The sequence below is a fragment of the Actinoplanes lobatus genome, from assembly GCF_014205215.1.
In the GTDB taxonomy this organism is placed as follows: domain Bacteria; phylum Actinomycetota; class Actinomycetes; order Mycobacteriales; family Micromonosporaceae; genus Actinoplanes; species Actinoplanes lobatus.
On the sequence record NZ_JACHNC010000001.1, the window covers coordinates 9,640,924 to 9,658,363 of the forward strand.

Consider the following 17,440-nt stretch of genomic DNA (forward strand, 5'->3'; position numbering starts at 1 on the left):
CCGACCCCCTGCCGACCGGATGTGACGGAGCCGACCGTCACAGCCCGCACGCCTGCAGGGAGTTGTTGTAGCCGTTCGCGAACGACTGGAACCGCTGGGCCGGCGACCCGTGCGATCCGGGCGCGAACCACGGCTGATCAGGGTCGTCGCCGACCGCCGCGAGCCCGTCGGACAGCTCCTTGGCGTCGTTGTCCTGCATGCTCAGCGCCTTCTGCCGGACCATGTCGCCGATGAACGCGCCGGACATGCAGTCGGCCTGCAGCTCCTGCTCGATGGTGAACTGCTTCTGGATGCCGAGGCGGTCCTGGATGCCGTGCGCGTACTCGTGGCCGAGCAGGTAGAACACGAACGCGTCGCCGATCTGCTGGAACGCGCCGAAGGCCCAGTTCACGTCGTACGCGATGAAGTCGCCCGCCGAGCAGTAGACGGCGTTGTTGAGCGGCAGCGGCTGCCCGGCGCACGCCACCTCGCCCTCCTGCTGGTACGGCACCACCTGGCTCACCGGCCGGAAGGAGCCGCCGAGCCGCTGCGCCCAGTACCGTTCGGCGACGACCTGGGAGGCCCGCATGTCCTTGGCGAACTCCTCGGGGGTGTCGGTGCCGTCCGGGTCCACCGAGCCGGTGACGTCGACGGTGGGTGCCGGGCCGGTCGGCTCGGGCCCGGGGGTGGGCGTGGTCGTCGGCAGGCAGGCCGCCAGCAGCAGGGCGGCCGAGATCGCGGCGAGAAGAGACATGAGCGGTACCGGCCGAACGCGCATGTGGTCCTCCAGAGCGGGGCGTGTTTCCACGTTAGACCGGCTCCGCCGCACCGTTCCGGCTCAGGGGCTTCCCTGAGTGTTCCCTGGGTGCCTCCCCGAGAGAAATCTCCCCCCTCCTCTACCCCCGCAGGGGGACGCCGGAGGAGGTTTCCGCCGCAACACTGGGCCGGACACGAACGAATTCCACAGGGGGAGACACGGTGGTGGCAGCGACGAATGCCGGCGGGCCGGTGGCGGCGCGAGCGGACGCGATCTGGAAGGTGTACGGCTCGGGCGAGGCCCGGGTGGCGGCGCTGCGGGGGGTCAGCGTGGAGTTCGGCAAGGGCCGCTTCACCGCGATCATGGGCCCGTCCGGCAGCGGCAAGTCCACGCTCATGCACTGCCTCGCCGGACTCGACACGGTGGACGAGGGCTCCGTGCACGTCGGCGGCACCGAGATCAGCCGGCTGAACGACAAGGCGCTGACCCGCCTGCGCCGGGACCGGATCGGCTTCATCTTCCAGCAGTTCAACCTGCTGCCGACGCTGAGCGCCGCGGAGAACATCCGGCTTCCGCTGGACATCGCCGGGCGCAAGGCCGATCCGCAGTGGTGGGACACGGTGATCAACACGGTCGGGCTGAGCGACCGGCTCGGGCACCGGCCCAGCCAGCTCTCCGGCGGCCAGCAGCAGCGGGTGGCGTGCGCGCGGGCCCTGATGGGCCGCCCCGATGTGATCTTCGCGGACGAGCCGACCGGCAACCTGGACTCCCGTTCCGGCGCCGAGGTGCTGTCGTTCCTGCGGTCCAGCGTGCGCGAGCACGGCCAGACCATCGTGATGGTCACCCACGACCCGGTGGCGGCGAGCTACGCCGACCGGGTGGTGTTCCTCGCCGACGGCGCGATCGTCGACGAGCTGGCCGGCCCGACCGCCGAGACGGTGCTGGACACCATGAAGAAGCTGGACGGCAAGAGCGACCCGGTGATGCTCTGATGCTGCGCGCCACGCTGAAGAGCCTGCTCGCCCGCAAGCTGCGGCTGGTCCTGTCCGGTCTGGCCGTGCTGCTCGGCGTGATGTTCGTGTCGGGCGCCCTGGTGCTCACCGACACCCTCAACCGCACCTTCGACTCGATCTTCTCGGAGGCCTTCGCCTCGACGGACGTCTCGGTCACCGCGAAACCCAAGGTCGAGGTCTCCGAGATGGAGGGCGAGGAGGTCGCCGCGCCGCTTCCGGCCTCCGTCGTGGAGACCGTCAAGACCCAGGAGGGCGTACGCTCGGCGACCGGCCGTGTCGACGCGGACGGGGCCCGGGTGATCGCTTCCGACGGCAAGGTGCTCACCTCGTTCGGTCCGCCGCGGATCGGCTCGAACTGGACCGGCACCGACGAGATCATGGAGATGCGCGCCGGCCGCGGCCCGGAGGCCCCCGGCGAGATCGCCATGAACGCGACCACCGCCGAGCTGGCCGGCTTCACCGTCGGCGACCGTGTCTCGGTGCTCACCCAGCGGCCGAAACAGGAGTTCACCCTGGTCGGCATCTGGGGTTACACCGGCGGCCGGGACAGCATCAGCGGCGTCCAGGAGGTCGCCTTCACCACGCCGGTGGCGCAGGAGCTGATGCTCGGTGAGAAGGACGTGTTCACCTCGGTGACCGTCCGCACGGCCGACGGCGTCACCCCGGAGCAGCTGCGCGACCGGATCGCCCCGGTGCTCGGCGCCGGCTACGAGGTGAAGACCGGTGAGCAGCTCGCCGAGGACAACTCCTCGAGCCTCAAGGAGGGCATGGGCTTCTTCAACCAGATCCTGCTGGGCTTCGCCGGGATCGCGCTGTTCGTCGGCATCTTCCTGATCCTCAACACGTTCTCGATCGTGGTGGCCCAGCGCACCCGGGAGCTGGCCCTGCTCCGGGCGATCGGCGCCAGCCGCCGCCAGGTGATCAACTCGGTGCTGGTGGAGGCCGTGGTGGTCGGCGTGATCGCCTCGGTCCTCGGTCTGGCCGCCGGGGTCGGGGCGGGCGCCGGGCTGGGCGCGCTGTTCAGTGGCATGAGCGGCGGCATGGACCTGGCCCCGATCGGGGTTCCGCTGTCCGCGGTGATCAGCTCGTTCACGGTCGGCATCCTGGTCACCGTGGTCGCCGCGGTGCTGCCCGCGCTGCGCGCCTCGCGGATCTCGCCGGTCGCCGCGATGCAGGACGTCGCCACCCCGGACCGGCCGCTCACCAAGCTGACCGTGGCCGGCACCGTGGTGACCGCGGCCGGGGCGGCGGCTCTGGGCATCGGGCTGTTCGCCGACTCCGGCGACGCCACGCTGTACCTGATCCTCGGCGGTGTGCTGGTCACCTTCATCGGTGTCGCCCTGCTCACCCCGCTGATCGCCCGCCCGGTGGTGTCCCTGCTGGGCCGGCTGTTCTCCTGGTCGGTGCCGGGGCGGCTGGGCCGGCTCAACTCGGGCCGCAACCCGCGCCGCACCGCGATCACGGCGGCCGCCCTGATGGTCGGCATCGCCCTGGTCACCGGCGTGACCGTGGTGATGGACTCGGCGAAGAGCAGTCTCAAGGCCGAGGCGGCGCGCATCCTCAAGGCCCAGATCATGATCAGTGGCGATCAGGGCGGGCCGCGGCCGCCGACGTACGATCCGGCCGTCCTGGACAAGGCCGAGCAGATCCCCGGGGTGCGGGCGGCCGCCGGCCTCTACAACGACCTGGTGGCGATCGGCGACGACCGGACGTATGTGGCCGCCACCGAGGACCTCTCCCGGATGGCGGAGGCCTACGGCACCACCGCCGCGAAGCTCGGCCCCGCCGAGATCGCGGTGAGCGAGCCGGAGGCCACCGAGCGCGGCTGGCAGACCGGCTCGACCGCGACGATCCAGACGTCGAAGGGTGAACCCCGGACGTACACGGTGGCGCACGTCTTCGGAGAGAACGCGCTGCCCGGCAGCATCATCATGCCGGCCGAGGCGATCAAGGGCTTCGGCATCAGCCAGCCGGTCCTCGGGTTCATCCGCCTGGACGACGGTGTCGCGGTGTCGTCGGTGCTGCCGCAGGTGAAGGCCCTGGTCGCGGACAGTCCCGAGGTGACCGCCACCGACCAGCAGACCTTCGTCGACGATCAGGCCGCGGTCTTCGACCAGATCATCACGATGATCCAGATCCTGCTGGGCCTGGCCATCCTGATCGCGGTCCTGGGCGTGGTCAACACCCTGGCGCTGTCCGTCCTGGAACGCACCCGCGAGCTGGGCCTGCTCCGCGCCGTCGGCCTGGGCCGTGCCCAGACCATGCGCATGATCACCGTCGAGGCCGTGGTGATCGCCGTCTTCGGCGCCCTCCTCGGCGTGGCGGTCGGCGCCGGCATGGGCAGCGCGGTGGCCCGCGCCCTGGAGAACGACGGCATCACCGAGATCGTCCTCCCCTGGGCCCGCATGGGCACCTACCTGGTCCTGGCCGCCCTGGTCGGCGTCTTCGCCGCCGTCCTCCCGGCGATCCGGGCCGCCCGCCTCAACGTCCTGGGCGCCATCGCCCACGACTGACCATCGGCGAACATCCCGCGCCCACTCCGGGCGCACGAGCCGGCCCCGGCCCCGTGCCGGGGCCGGCCCGTTCCCGGAACACGTCCGCCGGCCGGACCACCGATCTTCGCCCGGCGGCGCCTCGCGGGCGGGACCATGCACGGGCCTCGCGGTGCGCCACGGGACGTCCTGGATGCGGTGGGGGACGGTTCGGCCCGTACCGGAAAGGGTTGTGGGAAAGGACGGCCGGGAGCCCTCCGCGGACAGTGCCCGTCAGACCTTGCTGGGCAGGCGACGGTGCAGTTCGGCGAGCAGGACCTCGGGGCCGGGGGACATCAGGCCCACGTCGATGACGTAGGCGAACTCGCCGCCCCGGCGCCGGACCCGTGGCGGGCCGCCCTTGCCGGGCAGGCGGGTGGCGTAGTTCTCGCTGATCGGCGAGATCACCAGCTCGGTGAACGGGCCACGGCCGTGCAGGGCCACCGCGGCGATCCCGGACCAGGGCAGATGGACCGGCTGCCGGCTGGTGGCGGCGAAGTCGATCCCGTGCACCGAGGTGTGCAGCCAGCCCAGCCGCCGCCAGACGACCAGCATGAGCACGGCGGCCACCACCGCCGGGACGACGAGGGTGGCCTCGAAGAAGACCACGATGTCGGATGCGCTCGGGCGGTATCCGGTGGCCATCCGCACAGCGATCGCGATCAGCAGCAACGGCAGCCAGGCGGCGGCCAGCACCCACAAGGCGGTCACATAGAACATGCCGCGGGCCTGGATGAAGCTGACGGTGTCGTCGGTGGGCCCCAGCACCTGATCCAGGTGATCTGTCATATGACGATTATGTTCGGATAAGTGCCTCCTTTTCGGTGGAATAGCTACGGGTGGTCAGCCACAGCTTGTAGATGAGCAGCAGCTCGAACGCGGTCAGCAGAACCGCCGCGACCACGGTGAACGGCACGACGAGGCCGGTCAGCGGGCCGAGCACGAAGACGAACATCATGAACTCGATGCCGCTGAACACGTGCGCCCGGATCCGGTGTGCCAGCAGGAACCCGCGCGCCCGGCCGAACAGCCCGAACCGGGCCCGGAAGTCGCCGTGCACGTCGGCCGCCTCCGGGCCGTCGCCGCGCATCAGCTCCCTGATCTTCCCCATCTGGAGCGCGTTCAGGTAGCGGAACAGATCGAGGAAGATCACCAGCCCGGCCAGCCCGATCCAGAGTGGGTCGCCGGTGCGCTGCCACTGCCCGCCGAACAGCCCGAGCGCGCAGATCACCACGCGCAGCCGGTCGAAGATGTAGTCCAGCCAGACGCCGAACACCGAACCGGTCCCGTTCAGCCGGGCGATCTTGCCGTCCAGGCAGTCGATCAGGAACGCCACGTGGAACAGCAGCGCCCCGGCGATCAGCCACCCGGTCCAGAAACACGCGGCGGCGCCCGCCCCGACACCGAACGCCAGGAGGCTGAGCCGGTTCGGCGTCACCCACCGCCACGGCGCGATCAACCGCACCAGGTGCACCGCCACCGGATCGACGAGCCACACCGTCCACCAGGAGTCCCGCCGTTTGTAGGTGCGCTCCCGGATCTCGTCGACCGTCAATCGGGGGGTCATGCGGGCGACATTACCGCTAGTGAGCAAGGTCGATACAGATCGTCACTCCTGAGGTGCCCGGCGCGGCCATCGGGTACGCACCGCCGCGCGCACGTAGGCTGTTCCCCATGAGTGAGTTCGACGGCCTCCCCATCCTCCGTTCTCCCGTGGCCATCGCCGCCTTCGAGGGCTGGAACGACGCCGCGGACGCTTCGACCGCGGCCGTCGAACACCTCGAGCAGGTGTGGGAGGCGCGAGAGGTCACCAGCATCGACCCGGAGGACTTCTACGACTTCCAGGTCAGCCGTCCGACGATCACCATGGCGGAGGGTGAGACCCGGAAGATCGAGTGGCCGACCACCCGGTTCACGGTGGCCAGCCCGCCCGGCGCCGACCGGGACGTGGTACTCATCCGGGGCATCGAGCCGAGCATGCGCTGGCGCACGTTCTGCGAGTCGGTCCTGGAGATCTGCCACAGCCTCGAAGTGACCCGGATCGTCCTGCTCGGGGCGCTGCTGGCCGACGTTCCGTACACCCGGCCCCTGCCGATCAGCGGCACCGCCAGCGACCGCGAGACCGCCGAGAAGTACAAGGTCGTCCCCACCCGCTACGACGGCCCCACCGGCATCGTCGGCGTGCTCCAGGAGGCGGCCACCCGCGCCGAGCTGGACGCGCTGTCGTTCTGGGTGCACGTCCCGCACTACGCGAACAACCCGCCCTGCCCGAAGGCCACGCTGTCGCTGCTCAGCCGGATCGAGGACGTCCTCGACCTGCCGGTGCCGATGGCCGACCTGGCCGAGCAGGCCGACGACTGGGAGAAGAAGGTCCGCGCCGCCGCCGAACAGGACTCCGAACTCGGGGAGTACGTGCGGGAGCTGGAGGAGCGGGTCGGCGACGCCGGGATCCAGCCGCTCACCGGCGACGAGATCGCCAGCGAGTTCGAGAAGTACCTGCGCCGGCGCGGCGGTTCGGCCGGCCCCACCGCCGGCTCCTGGTGAGACACCGACGGCGGGCGGCCCCGATCGGGGTCACCCGCCGTCACGGAAGACGAATATCAGGACGACTTCTCGTAGGAGAGAACGAGATCCTGGAAACCACTCCACTCCGCCTGGGTGAAGACCAGCGGCGGCTGCCCCGGGTTCTTGCTGTCCCTGAGCCGGATGGTGCCATCAATTTGGGCAACCTCGATGCACCCGGAAGTCGCACAGAACGAACTGCGCTGCCACGCCATTGTGGTGTCTTTCATCTCGCACCTTTCTGGACATGTCAGGACCCTTTGTCCTGATCCCTGCCGGGCTCTCGGGCTATACGCGCACGCAGGTCAAAGGCCCGCGCTAGAATGAGTGCCCGGCTCGCATTCTCGTCGAGCGACTGTTTCCAGAAACGCTCGAAGACATCCATGTGGAACTGCACCTCTGGCGAGTCTTCTACCATTTCATCCCGCGTGTACGACTCTCGGTAAAGAACTGCGTCATCGGGCGGATCATCCCCAAGATGAATGACCGCGAATGCGCCGAACATGCCCATTACCGCACCGTCGTCCATCGGGAGAACCCGGACATGGACGTTCGGCCGGGAGGCGGAGGCAGCAAGATCATCCAACTGATCGGCGGTTGTCGACATCCCGCCCACCCGGCGCCACAAAGCGGATTCATCGAAGAGGAGCCGGTACTCCGGCGCGCCGTCCTGCTCGATCAACCGCAGGCGGCGGTCCAGCCGGACCTCCCGGCGAACCCGGCGCTGATCGTCGCTGAGATTGGCGCCGTACCACGCCAGGGTCGCCTCGGCGGTCGCCGGGGTCTGGAGATGCCCCGGCACCATGGTCGGCTGGTACTCCCGGATGGAGGTCGCCGCCATCTCGAACTGCATCAGCTGGAGCAGGCCGGGCGGGAGGTGATCACGGTGCTCGGGCGGCGTCAGGTACCGCTCGCGGCGGGCGGTCCGCGCCTCCTCGACCAACTCGGCGATCCGGGCCTCGTCGGTCACCTGGTACATCGTGAGTGCGGCGCGGAGGTCGGTGGGCGACACGGTCACCTCGCCCAGCTCGATCCGCTGCAATTTGGACAGCGACCAGCCGAGCTTCTTGGCGACCTCACTCTGGCTGAGACCGGTGCGCTCACGGGCCGCGCGCAATGCCAGACGCACCCGCCGCCTCGAGACAGCGGGCAGGTCGTCGCGCGCAGCCGACATCCAGCCTCACCAAACGCTTGAATCGTCGCGAATCGACCATGACTGCGACCTGGCATTCTGCCGTGTCGCTCACGGCTTGCCGAAGGATACCCCACCCGCTCAGGGCCGACGAAACTCCAGACAGCGGACCAGGCCACGGCAGAAGCCGGTGAACTCGCGCTCGTCACGGGAGGAGAACACCTCGACCACCCGGCCGTGGTAGGTGGCCCGCAGCTGCCACCAGCGGCCGGCCCGGGGGCGCAGCCAGTACAGCGCGTTGACGGCCAGGACACCCGACACCAGGACCGCCAGCAGCCCGGACGCCGGCCCCACCAGGGGCACCGCGACAACCGCCGCGACCAGCGCGGATGCACCGAGGAACTGGCGGCCGGCACCCTCCGGGCCGGGGTCGAACCGTACGATGTGGAGCTCCGTCATCTCGGCCACCTGGAACCGCCGGTGGCTCTCCCTGGAGACCTCGACGATCTGCTCCGTGATGACGGCCCGCGGACCCTTGTAGAAGACCGGCACCTCCCACCCTCCTCTCGGGTTCTCCCCCCGGAGAAGGACCCTCCCCCGGGGAGAGAAGGCCGGGGCGGCACTCAGTTGCCGCTGAGTGCCGCCCATCCACCGACCCGTCCTTAACGTGCGCTCAGTATGGGGTCTAACCGCCCGTGTCCGCCAGACTCCTGGGAGCCATATAGCTGATAGCCGAATTCACTCATGGTTTCATTCGGCGAAGGTCGGCGCGTCGCGTGACGGCGCCACCACCGCTGGCGCATCCTAGGAACCTAGCTGGAAGGGGGACGATCATGACCGTCAATCCGGGCGCCGCCGAGTTCCCGCATCGGCAGATCGCGGCTCAGCTGCGGGAACGCATCCGTCGCGGGGACTGGCAGCCGGGCGAGCGCCTGCCCTCCATCCCGGCCATGGCGGAGATGTTCGGCGTCGCGAAACAGACCGTGCAGCGTACCGTCGACCAGCTACGGGTCGAGGGCATCCTGATCACCAAGCCCGGCTCCGGCACGTACGTCCGGGGCACCCGCCGCCGACTGAACCGGCTCTCCCGCGGCCGGTACGGCGCCCACCGCGGCTACCACGCCGACTTGGCCGCCCGCTACCGCCAGCAGCTCACCGCCGTCGGCCGGGAACCCGCCCCGCCCGAGGTGGCCGACGCCTTCGGGGTCCGCGACGGCACCGAGATGCTGGTCCGGCGGCACGTCGTGCGTACCGACGACGCCACCGTGGAGGTGGGCGCCTCCTGGTTCCGGGTGACCGACGCGAGCGGCACCACCCTGGAGCGGCCCGAGGCGTTCGGCCGGCCCCTCTACCAGGAGGCCGAGGAGGTGCTGGATCGCAGGTACACGACGGCCACCGACACGATCAGCGCCCGCCAGCCGAGCCGGGAGGAGGCGGAGATCCTCCAGATCCGGCCGGACACCCCGGTGCTCCATCTGCTACATGTCGCTTTCGACGAGACCCGTAAGCCGATCGAGGTGGCGCAGGCGACCTGGCCGGGGCCGATGACCACGCTGACCGAGGAGTACCGGATCCCCTTGCCGGCCGCCGAGCCCGATCCCGACCCGGGGCTAGCTCTGGCCTGACAAAAGGCCTGACAAAAGGCCTACCTAAAGGCCTGACAGCAGCTCCGTCACCGCCGCGGCGAACCGGTCCGGCTCCTCCGACATCGGATGGTGGCCGGACTCCGGCAGGACCACGAGACGTTTGCCCGGGGCGCGCAGCGCTGCGTACCAGGTGGCGAACGGCTCCGCCAGGGAGCGCATCTCCCGGCCGCCCTGCACGAAGTAGGCCGGGATCGCCAGCTCCGGCACGTCCCGGCGCAGGTCGACGTCCTGGAGGTTCGGGTAGAGGGCGTCCCAGGCGTCCAGCATCGTGGTCATCACGTGCGCCCTCGCCAGCGGGGTGTACTCGGGGACGCCCAGGTCGAACGGCGGGCCGGCGATGCCGTACACCTCGGGCGCGTGCAGCTGGAACGGCTCGTAGTCGTAGACGTCCGGCCACGGCGGCGGGCCCTGGGCGGTCAGCCGGTCCACCAGGTCGTCGCGGCCGGCCGAGCGTGCCCACGCGAGCATGTCGCCGTACAGGATCCGGTCGCTGTCACGCAGGTCGACGGCCTGACCGATGCCCAGGTAGGCGTGGAACAGCCCGGGACGGCGGTGGGCGGCCGTGACCGCCGGGATCGAGCCACCCGAATGGGCGGCCAGCACGATCCGGTCCCGCCCGAACCGTTTCCGCAGGTGTTCGGTGACCGCGACGATGTCGGCCACCTCGCTGTCCAGGGTCATCCCGGCGCCGCTGCGACGGTCCAGGGTGGCCACCACGAAACGCTCCTCCAGGGCGGGCAGGCGCAGCCGCAGCGTGCCGATCATCGAGCCGCCCGGCGGACCGGGCACGAACAGCAGCACCGGCGCCGCCGTGTCCCGGCCGCGGATCATCACCCGCAGACCGCCGACCTCGGCCAGTTCGGCGACGCCGCCGGGGATCCGCTGGGTCCGGGCCGGCACGGCGGCCGCCACGGTGACCAGCACCAGCCCGGCCGCGGCCAGGCCGAGAGGGATCCGGCGCCGGACACCGCTCCCCCACGCCGCGCCGGCCGCCATCGGGAACAGCGACAGCAGCCCGTGCACGCCACGCCCGGTGATCAGCACCAGAAAGCCCAGCACGCTGGGGTGCGGCGCGTCCACCGAGGGGCCGGTCGCGCTCATCCGCGCCAGTTCGAAGGCGATGGCGTACGCGAGAGGCGCGCCCAGGATCATCCAGCGGGTACCGGCCGCGCGCCCGGCCAGGATGCCCACCACCAGGCTGATCGCGATCGACCCGAGGGCCTGTCCACCGGTGAGCGGGCCGCGTGGCGTCCACAGGGCGGCGGCCACTCCCCAGGCCACGGGAACGAGGACGGCGAGGGATCTCTTCATGCCCGGCAGCATGGGACCCCGCCCCGTCCACACACACCGGCCGGCGGACGGGGTCCGGGCCCTACTTTGGTAGGTGCCGGTACGGACGCCCTACCCCATAGGGTCTGCATCATGCTCCTCGCCCTGCTGGTGCCGGACCCGGCAGCGCCTCGCGCGGCTTCCCGCGACCGGATCGCCGACGCCGTCGCGATCGTGCTGGCGCTGGCCTACGGCCTGGGGATGATGCTGCTCGGCGACGCCACCCGGCCCGGCGCGGCGCTGCCCTGGCCGGCCGACGTGGCGGTCGGGCTGGCCTGCGCGGCCGCGCTCACGCTGCGGCGACGGCATCCGCTCGCGGTGACGGCGGCGCTGCTGCCGTTCGGTGCGGTGTCGGTGACCGCCACCGGGCCGATCGTCGTGGCGCTGTTCACCGCCGCGATCCGGCTGAGGCTTCCGGTCCTGGTCGTGCTCGGCACGGTCAACGTCGGCACCGCCGGGCTGTACTTCGTGCTCCACGACCACCCCTCGTTCGACATCTGGGTCGACTTCGTGGTCCGTGGCGTGGTCACCGTGGCGGCGCTGGGGTGGGGGCTGTTCGTGCAGGCGTACCGGCGTCTCACCACCTCCTTGCGCGACCACGCCGCCCGTCTGGAGGCCGAGCAGCGGCTGCGCGAGGACCGGGCCCGGCTGACCGAACGCGCCCGGATCGCCCGCGAGATGCACGACGTCCTCGCCCACCGGATGTCGCTGATCAGCCTGCACGCCGGCGCTCTCGAGATACGCGGCACGGTGTCGCCGGAGGAGCTGACGCTCGCGGCCGGCGCGATCCGCGGCAGCGCGCACGAGGCCCTCGAGGAGCTGCGGGCCGTGGTCGGCGTGCCGAGCGGGCGTCCCGAGCCGCCGCAGCCCGGCCTCGGCGACATGGACGAGCTGCTCGGCGGCGCGCGGGCCGCCGGGATGACCGTCGACTACCGCAACGAGCTGCCCGCGGACATCCCACCGGAGGTCCTCGGCCGCACCGTCTACCGCATCGTCCAGGAGGGACTGACGAACGCCCGCAAACACGGCACAGGGCCGGCCGCCACGGTGCGGCTGGCGGGTGCCGCCGGTCACGCTCTCCACGTCACGATCACCAACCCCTTCACCGGTACGCCGTCCGCGCGGCCGCCGGGCACCGGACTGGGCCTGGTCGGCATCGCCGAACGGGTGGCCCTGGCCGGCGGCCGCGTCACCCACGGCCCGGCCGACGGCACCTTCCACCTGGACGCCTCACTGCCGTGGCCGGCATGACCCCCGGCCGGCCGATCCGGCTGGTGATCGTCGACGACGACGCGCTGGTCCGGGCCGGGCTGCGGATCCTGGTCGGCGGGTCGCCGGACATCGAGGTGGTGGCCGAGGCCGGCGACGGCGCGGAGGCGGTGACCGCGTCCGAGGCACACTGGCCGGACGTCATCCTGATGGACATCCGGATGCCCCGGGTCGACGGTCTGATCGCGACCCGCCGCATCCGCACCCGGCCGAACGCGCCGCAGGTGATCGTGCTGACCACCTTCGACGCCGACGAGTACGTGCTGGAGGCACTGCGTGGCGGGGCCGCCGGTTTCCTGCTGAAGGACACCCCGCCCCGGGAGATCCTGGCCGCGGTCCGGTCGGTCGCGGCCGGCAGCGCCTCCCTCTCCCCCACGGTGATCCGCCGGCTGATCGACCACGTCGCCGACCCGGAGGCCGGGACCCGCCGCGCCCGCGCCCGGACCCGGCTGGCCGCCCTCACCGACCGGGAACGCGAGGTGGCCGTCCTGGTGGGCCACGGCCGGTCCAACGCCGAGATCGCCACCGAACTGCGCATGAGCGTCCCCACCGTGAAGGGCCACGTGTCCCGCCTGCTGAGCAAGCTGACCCTGAACAACCGCGTCCAGATCGCCCTGCTGGTCCACGACGCCGAACTGCTCTGACCCGTCCCCGGGCGCGCCGCCCCCGGCGTGCCCGGGGACGGTGGCCGGTCAGGCCTCGGCGGGGACGACGGGAGCGGGCGCCGGGGCTGGGGACCGGGCCAGGTCGTGGGCCATCAGACCGAAGCCGGCCAGGAGCAGCAGGGGGCCGGTGACGCCGATCGGGCCGAGGCCCAGACCGAGGAAGGCGACGATGCCGGGCGGCGGCCGGCCGGACCAGGCGCCGGGCCGCCGCGCCGTAGGCGCCGATCAGGACGACCGGGCCGAGCAGGCAGAGCGGCACCGGCGAGATGGCGAACGCCAGGTAGAGGGCGGTGCCGAGCAGTGCGGCGCCGGCTGTCCACCAGTCGATGACCCGGCCGCGGGCGGCGGCGATCGGGGTGAGGACGAGCGACAGCCCCCAGCCGATCAGGCCCGGCCACTGCCAGCCGGCCGCCGTGACGCTCATCGCGAGGAAGCGCTCGTCGACCGCCCGCACCTGGGCGTCCGGGAGGGACGTGGTGCTCATGGACATCGCCATGCCCCGCCAGGACGGGCTGTCCGCGACCCGGGCGCTGCTGTCCACCCCGGATCCGCCGCGGGTGATCGTGCTGACCACCCTGACGCCACGGGAGCTGGACGTGCTGCGGCTGATGGCGCGGGGGATGTCGAACTCCGAGATCGCGGCGGCGCTCACCGTGGGCGAGGCGACGGTGAAGACGCATGTGGCGCGGGTGTTGATGAAACTCGGGCTGCGGGACCGGGTGCAGGCGGTCGTCTACGTGTACGAGTCGGGGCTGGTCCGGGCCGGCGGCGGCTGATGCCCCAGAAGTTTTCGACGCCCGAGGCGCCAGTGCGGGCCTCGGGCGTTTGTCCCTGAACGGTGTTTCCGGGGGTGTTGCGGTGATCAGTTGAAGATCGTGCCAGGCACCCGGCGCTGGCCGCCGAAGGCGTTCTGGGTCTGGTCGATCAGGCTGATGTTGATCAGGCCGTGCTGCTCGACGTAGGCACTCTGGTCGGCCACGTTCACGGTCGGGCCCTGCTGCGGCCGAGCGTAACCGGCCGGGCCATAAGCATTGCCGTAGGACGGACCGTAGGCCGGACCGTAGGCCGGACCGTAGGCGGGCGAAATCGGGCCGCAACCGCAGGAGAGAGCCGCCGCCTGAGCCGGGGCGGACACTGCCAGGGCGGCACCGGTCGCGATGAGGAAACCGCCGAGAGTCAGAGCCGTCTTGCGCATGTTTTACCTTTCCCTTACGTGTGTTTGGACAAGTGGCCGGAGACCGGCCGAACTGACGCCCGAAGCGCCATCGGCGCTTCGGGCGTCAGTTGAACAACGAATCCACTACGCGAGTGGAAACGGCATTGTCACCAGGGGTAGACGTTGACGTCGTCGCCGGCCTGGTTCTGGGTCTGGTCGATGATGCTGAAGTTGTACTTGCCGTTCTGGTGGTTGTAGGCCTTCTGCGAGGCAACGTTCGAGACGTACGGCTGCTGGTAGTACGGCTTGTTGTAGCCGCAGTAGCTGGTCTGGTAGTAGCCGCACGTCGGGGTGCTCGGGGCAGCCTGGGCGGGGGCGGACACTGCCAGGGCGGCGCCGGTCGCGAGGAAGAGGCCACCCAGGTACAGAGCCGTCTTACGCATGTCGTTTCCTTTCGGATTTGGGGTTTGGCTTGTTGTGCCAAGGAGAATCTTGGACGGAACAACCCGCGATCGCTGGGATTTGGGCGAACAACTTCCGCCGTTTCACCTAATAGAGGAAACTCCCGAAACCCGGCGAGAATCTGGCTAGGGTCACGCGGGGCGATTCTCATCCCGAACGGCCCCGGGTACGCGAAAGGGCCCCCGCCCAAGCGTGGACGGGGGCCCTTTCTGAATAGCCTTACAGGCGCACACCGAGAAGAGCGTCCACCGTTCGTGTCATCAACTCCGGCGCGCCGATGTCGTCGCCCACGCCGGCCAGCGCCGCCTCCGCCCAGGCGTCCACGAGGGACAGCGCGGCGGGCGCGTCCAGGTCGTCGGCGAGCGCCTCACGGACCGCCGCCAGGAGGCCGGCCCCGGACGGCCCGGACGGCGCGGCGGACGCCTCCCGCCACCGGGCCAGCCGCGACTGGCCCTGCTTGAGGACGTCGTCGGTCCAGTCCCGGTCGGCGCGGTAGTGCCCGGAGAGCAGGCCGAGCCGGACCGCCATCGGGTCCACGCCGTCGCCGCGCAGCCGGGACACGAAGACCAGGTTGCCGCGCGACTTCGACATCTTCTCGCCGTCCAGGCCGATCATGCCGGCGTGCACGTAGTGCGCGGCGAACGGCTCCGCCCCGGTCAGCACCTCGGCGTGCGCCGCCGAGCACTCGTGGTGGGGGTAGAGCAGGTCGCTGCCGCCGCCCTGCACGTCGATGGTGTCGCCGAGCAGGCGGAGCGCGATGGTGGCGCACTCGATGTGCCAGCCCGGGCGGCCGGGGCCGACCTCGCCACCGTCCCACACCGGCTCGCCGTCGCGGGCGCCGCGCCACAGCAGCGGGTCGAGCGGGTCCCGCTTGCCGGCCCGGTCCGGGTCGCCGCCGCGCTCCGCGGAGAGCACCGTCATCTCGTCGCGCGACAGGTGCGACTCGTAGCCGAACCGGGGCGCGGCGGAGATGTCGAAGTAGACGTCGCCGGTGCCGTCGCCGAGCTGGTACGCGGCCCCTTTCCCGACCAGTTCGACGACGTGCTCGACGATTCGCGGAATGGACTCGACGGCGCCGACGTAGTGGGCGGGCGGAATGATCCGCAGCGCCTCCATGTCCTCCCGGAAGAGGGCCGTCTCCCGCATCGCCAGAACGATCCAGTCCTCGCCGTCGCGCTCGGCGCGTTCCAGCAACGGGTCGTCGATGTCAGTCACATTCTGCACATATCGGACATCGTTTCCGAGGTCCCGCCACATACGATTCACCAGATCGAAGGTGATCATCGTGGCGGCGTGGCCGAGGTGGGTGGCGTCGTACGGCGTGATGCCGCAGACGTACATCGTCGCGCTGCCGGCCGGCGTGCTGGGCTGCGCCGACGCCCGCGCCGTGTCGTACAGCCGCAGCGGGGACCGCGCGGGCGAATCCGGCAGGGTGGGTACGTCGTGGCCGGTCCATGCATCCATGAAAGGAGCCTAACCAGCGGCCCCGGAAGGTACCCGGGGGCGTGAGCTAAACCTCTAGATCGGCGGCCAGGGAATAGCCGGCCAGTCGGTCGGCGGCTGGGGGAACCGGGCCGCCCGCAGCAGCCGCTTCACCCGCAGCGCGGCATGCTGCACCTCGGCGACGGTCAGATGCTCCTCGAGCGCCGCGCCGAGCGGCCCCGTCAGCTGCTCGCCGAGCCGGGTGAGCACCGCCGTGCCCTCGCCCGGCAGCGGCCGGCCGGTCCAGCCCCAGAGCACCGTGCGCAACTTGTTCTCCACGTGGAAGCTGACCCCGTGGTCGACCCCGTGCAGGCCGCCGGTCGCCGGGTAGAGCACGTGCCCGCCCTTGCGGTCGGCGTTGTTGATCACCGCGTCGAAGAGGGCCAGCCGGGCCAGGCGCGGGTCGTCGGCGTGGGCCAGCGCGAACGCGTCGCCGTCGTCGTCGCGCGCCGCGGCCACCGGGATCCAGCCGGGCGGCACGTCGTACGCCGGGACGAACCCGATCAGCGCGGGCGCCTCCGCCGGCTCGTCGATCCAGAGTTGCAGCGCCCCGGGGCCGAGCGGCCCGTCCCGCAGGACGGTGGGCGGCACCAGATCCCACCCGGTGGCCCGGGAGACCAGGTAGGCCGACACCTCACGGCCGGCCAGCGTGCCGTCCGGAAAGTCCCACAGCGGGCGCTCGCCGCGCACCGGCTTGTAGACGCAGCGCCGGGTCAGCCCGTCCAGGCTGATCTCGGCGCGCAGGGTGGTGTTGGAGGCGTCCACGAGGCGCCCCTCGATCTCGATCCGCCCGCGCCCGAGCAACTCGAGCGCGTCGGCCTCGGCCAGCACCGACGTCGGCTCCGCCGTCACCGGTGGTAGCCGTTGTGCCGGGGACAGAGGTGACCGGCCGGGTCGAGCGGCTGGCCGCAGAGCGGGCAGGGCGGCCGGCCGGCGGCCACGACCCGGCGGGCCCGGTCGATGAACGCGCGGGTCGCCTCAGGGGTGAGCCGCACCCGGAGCCGGTCCAGGTCGTCGTCCGGCTCGTCGTCGTCGGCTTCCTCGTCGTCCTCGTCGTCGAGCGGGCTGCCGGAGAGATCGGCATCCGGCTCACCGGCCTCTATCGCCTCGATCACGACGGTGCTGGTGTCCACGTCGAAGGCCAGGCCCAGCGTGCCGACGCGGAACTCCTCGTCGACCGGGGTGTCGAGCGGCTCGTTGTCGTGCCCGGCCGTCAGCACGGCCTCCGGCAGCGTGACGCCGAACCGCTTGTTCGCCTCGAGGAGCAGCTCCTCCAGCTTCTCGGCGAGCAGCGACACCTGGACCTTCTCCAGCGCGACGCTGATCACCCGGCCGCCACCGCGGGCCTGGAGATAGAAAGTGCGGTCCCCCGGCTCGCCCACCGTCCCGGCGACGAACCGCTCCGGCGGCTCGAAGGCATGCACTTGGTGGGTCATGCGGACAACCCTAGCCATCCG

At 71.2% G+C, this 17,440-nt stretch carries 19 protein-coding genes; 7 read left to right on the plus strand and 12 right to left on the minus strand.

The genetic code is table 11. From position 1 onward, the window contains the following. Positions 1-37: 37 nt before the first annotated feature. Positions 38-757 (minus strand): neutral zinc metallopeptidase, encoded by a 720-nt coding sequence (locus tag BJ964_RS43840; protein WP_188126165.1) that lies wholly within the window; start codon positions 755-757, stop codon positions 38-40. Positions 758-960: 203 nt separating this feature from the next. Here BJ964_RS43840 and BJ964_RS43845 point away from each other — a divergent pair, with 203 nt between their 5' ends. Both BJ964_RS43845 and BJ964_RS43850 read left to right on the plus strand, forming a co-directional pair. Next, positions 961-1,728, plus strand: coding sequence for an ABC transporter ATP-binding protein (locus BJ964_RS43845; protein WP_188126166.1), 768 nt, complete (start codon positions 961-963; stop codon positions 1,726-1,728). Further along, positions 1,728-4,262: an ABC transporter permease gene (locus BJ964_RS43850; RefSeq protein WP_188126167.1), complete on the plus strand. Its 2,535-nt coding sequence runs from the start codon at positions 1,728-1,730 to the stop codon at positions 4,260-4,262. The genes BJ964_RS43845 and BJ964_RS43850 overlap by 1 nt, the downstream gene beginning before the upstream one ends. 252 nt (positions 4,263-4,514) lie before the next feature. Here the strand turns inward: BJ964_RS43850 and BJ964_RS43855 are convergent, their stop codons facing one another. Both BJ964_RS43855 and BJ964_RS43860 read right to left on the minus strand, forming a co-directional pair. Further along, a complete protein-coding gene (locus BJ964_RS43855) occupies positions 4,515-5,069 on the minus strand; it encodes a hypothetical protein (RefSeq protein WP_188126168.1) in 555 nt (184 codons plus the stop codon). A 7-nt stretch (positions 5,070-5,076) separates the two neighbouring features. After that, complete coding sequence (locus BJ964_RS43860; RefSeq protein ID WP_188126169.1) at positions 5,077-5,847, minus strand: CDP-alcohol phosphatidyltransferase family protein; 771 nt, start codon at positions 5,845-5,847, stop codon at positions 5,077-5,079. A gap of 107 nt (positions 5,848-5,954) precedes the next feature. Here BJ964_RS43860 and BJ964_RS43865 point away from each other — a divergent pair, with 107 nt between their 5' ends. After that, on the plus strand, positions 5,955-6,824 hold the full coding sequence (locus BJ964_RS43865; protein WP_188126170.1) for a PAC2 family protein: 870 nt from the start codon (positions 5,955-5,957) through the stop codon (positions 6,822-6,824). Between the two features lie 56 nt (positions 6,825-6,880). Here BJ964_RS43865 and BJ964_RS43870 read toward each other — a convergent pair whose 3' ends face one another. The 3 genes from BJ964_RS43870 to BJ964_RS43880 form a co-directional block, all read right to left on the minus strand. Beyond that, complete coding sequence (locus tag BJ964_RS43870; RefSeq protein WP_183219225.1) at positions 6,881-7,072, minus strand: DUF397 domain-containing protein; 192 nt, start codon at positions 7,070-7,072, stop codon at positions 6,881-6,883. A 20-nt stretch (positions 7,073-7,092) separates the two neighbouring features. Next, positions 7,093-8,016: a helix-turn-helix domain-containing protein gene (locus BJ964_RS43875; RefSeq protein ID WP_188126171.1), complete on the minus strand. Its 924-nt coding sequence runs from the start codon at positions 8,014-8,016 to the stop codon at positions 7,093-7,095. 99 nt (positions 8,017-8,115) lie between these two features. Further along, positions 8,116-8,526: a DUF6232 family protein gene (locus tag BJ964_RS43880; RefSeq protein ID WP_188126172.1), complete on the minus strand. Its 411-nt coding sequence runs from the start codon at positions 8,524-8,526 to the stop codon at positions 8,116-8,118. Positions 8,527-8,807: 281 nt separating this feature from the next. On the opposite strand from BJ964_RS43880, the gene BJ964_RS43885 reads away from it, so the two are divergent. Beyond that, positions 8,808-9,599, plus strand: coding sequence for a GntR family transcriptional regulator (locus BJ964_RS43885; RefSeq protein WP_188126173.1), 792 nt, complete (start codon positions 8,808-8,810; stop codon positions 9,597-9,599). A gap of 24 nt (positions 9,600-9,623) precedes the next feature. Here BJ964_RS43885 and BJ964_RS43890 read toward each other — a convergent pair whose 3' ends face one another. After that, positions 9,624-10,931 (minus strand): alpha/beta fold hydrolase, encoded by a 1,308-nt coding sequence (locus BJ964_RS43890; RefSeq protein ID WP_188126174.1) that lies wholly within the window; start codon positions 10,929-10,931, stop codon positions 9,624-9,626. Between the two features lie 111 nt (positions 10,932-11,042). Here BJ964_RS43890 and BJ964_RS43895 point away from each other — a divergent pair, with 111 nt between their 5' ends. From BJ964_RS43895 to BJ964_RS43905, 3 genes are all read left to right on the plus strand, one after another. Then, positions 11,043-12,200 (plus strand): sensor histidine kinase, encoded by a 1,158-nt coding sequence (locus tag BJ964_RS43895; RefSeq protein WP_188126175.1) that lies wholly within the window; start codon positions 11,043-11,045, stop codon positions 12,198-12,200. After that, on the plus strand, positions 12,197-12,862 hold the full coding sequence (locus BJ964_RS43900) for a response regulator transcription factor (RefSeq protein ID WP_188126176.1): 666 nt from the start codon (positions 12,197-12,199) through the stop codon (positions 12,860-12,862). The genes BJ964_RS43895 and BJ964_RS43900 overlap by 4 nt, the downstream gene beginning before the upstream one ends. A 311-nt stretch (positions 12,863-13,173) precedes the next feature. After that, complete coding sequence (locus tag BJ964_RS43905; protein WP_229806822.1) at positions 13,174-13,659, plus strand: response regulator transcription factor; 486 nt, start codon at positions 13,174-13,176, stop codon at positions 13,657-13,659. Positions 13,660-13,745: 86 nt separating this feature from the next. Here BJ964_RS43905 and BJ964_RS43910 read toward each other — a convergent pair whose 3' ends face one another. The 5 genes from BJ964_RS43910 to BJ964_RS43930 all read right to left on the minus strand — a co-directional run bounded on the left by BJ964_RS43910 (position 13,746) and on the right by BJ964_RS43930 (position 17,419). After that, on the minus strand, positions 13,746-14,078 hold the full coding sequence (locus BJ964_RS43910; RefSeq protein WP_188126177.1) for a hypothetical protein: 333 nt from the start codon (positions 14,076-14,078) through the stop codon (positions 13,746-13,748). Positions 14,079-14,206: 128 nt separating this feature from the next. After that, positions 14,207-14,482: a lipocalin/fatty acid-binding family protein gene (locus tag BJ964_RS43915; protein WP_188126178.1), complete on the minus strand. Its 276-nt coding sequence runs from the start codon at positions 14,480-14,482 to the stop codon at positions 14,207-14,209. Between the two features lie 238 nt (positions 14,483-14,720). Beyond that, on the minus strand, positions 14,721-15,965 hold the full coding sequence (mshC, locus tag BJ964_RS43920; protein WP_188126179.1) for a cysteine--1-D-myo-inosityl 2-amino-2-deoxy-alpha-D-glucopyranoside ligase: 1,245 nt from the start codon (positions 15,963-15,965) through the stop codon (positions 14,721-14,723). A 54-nt stretch (positions 15,966-16,019) separates the two neighbouring features. Continuing rightward, positions 16,020-16,835: an SCO1664 family protein gene (locus BJ964_RS43925; RefSeq protein ID WP_188126180.1), complete on the minus strand. Its 816-nt coding sequence runs from the start codon at positions 16,833-16,835 to the stop codon at positions 16,020-16,022. Beyond that, on the minus strand, positions 16,832-17,419 hold the full coding sequence (locus BJ964_RS43930; protein WP_188126181.1) for a DUF3090 domain-containing protein: 588 nt from the start codon (positions 17,417-17,419) through the stop codon (positions 16,832-16,834). The genes BJ964_RS43925 and BJ964_RS43930 overlap by 4 nt, the downstream gene beginning before the upstream one ends. Positions 17,420-17,440: the final 21 nt, after the last annotated feature.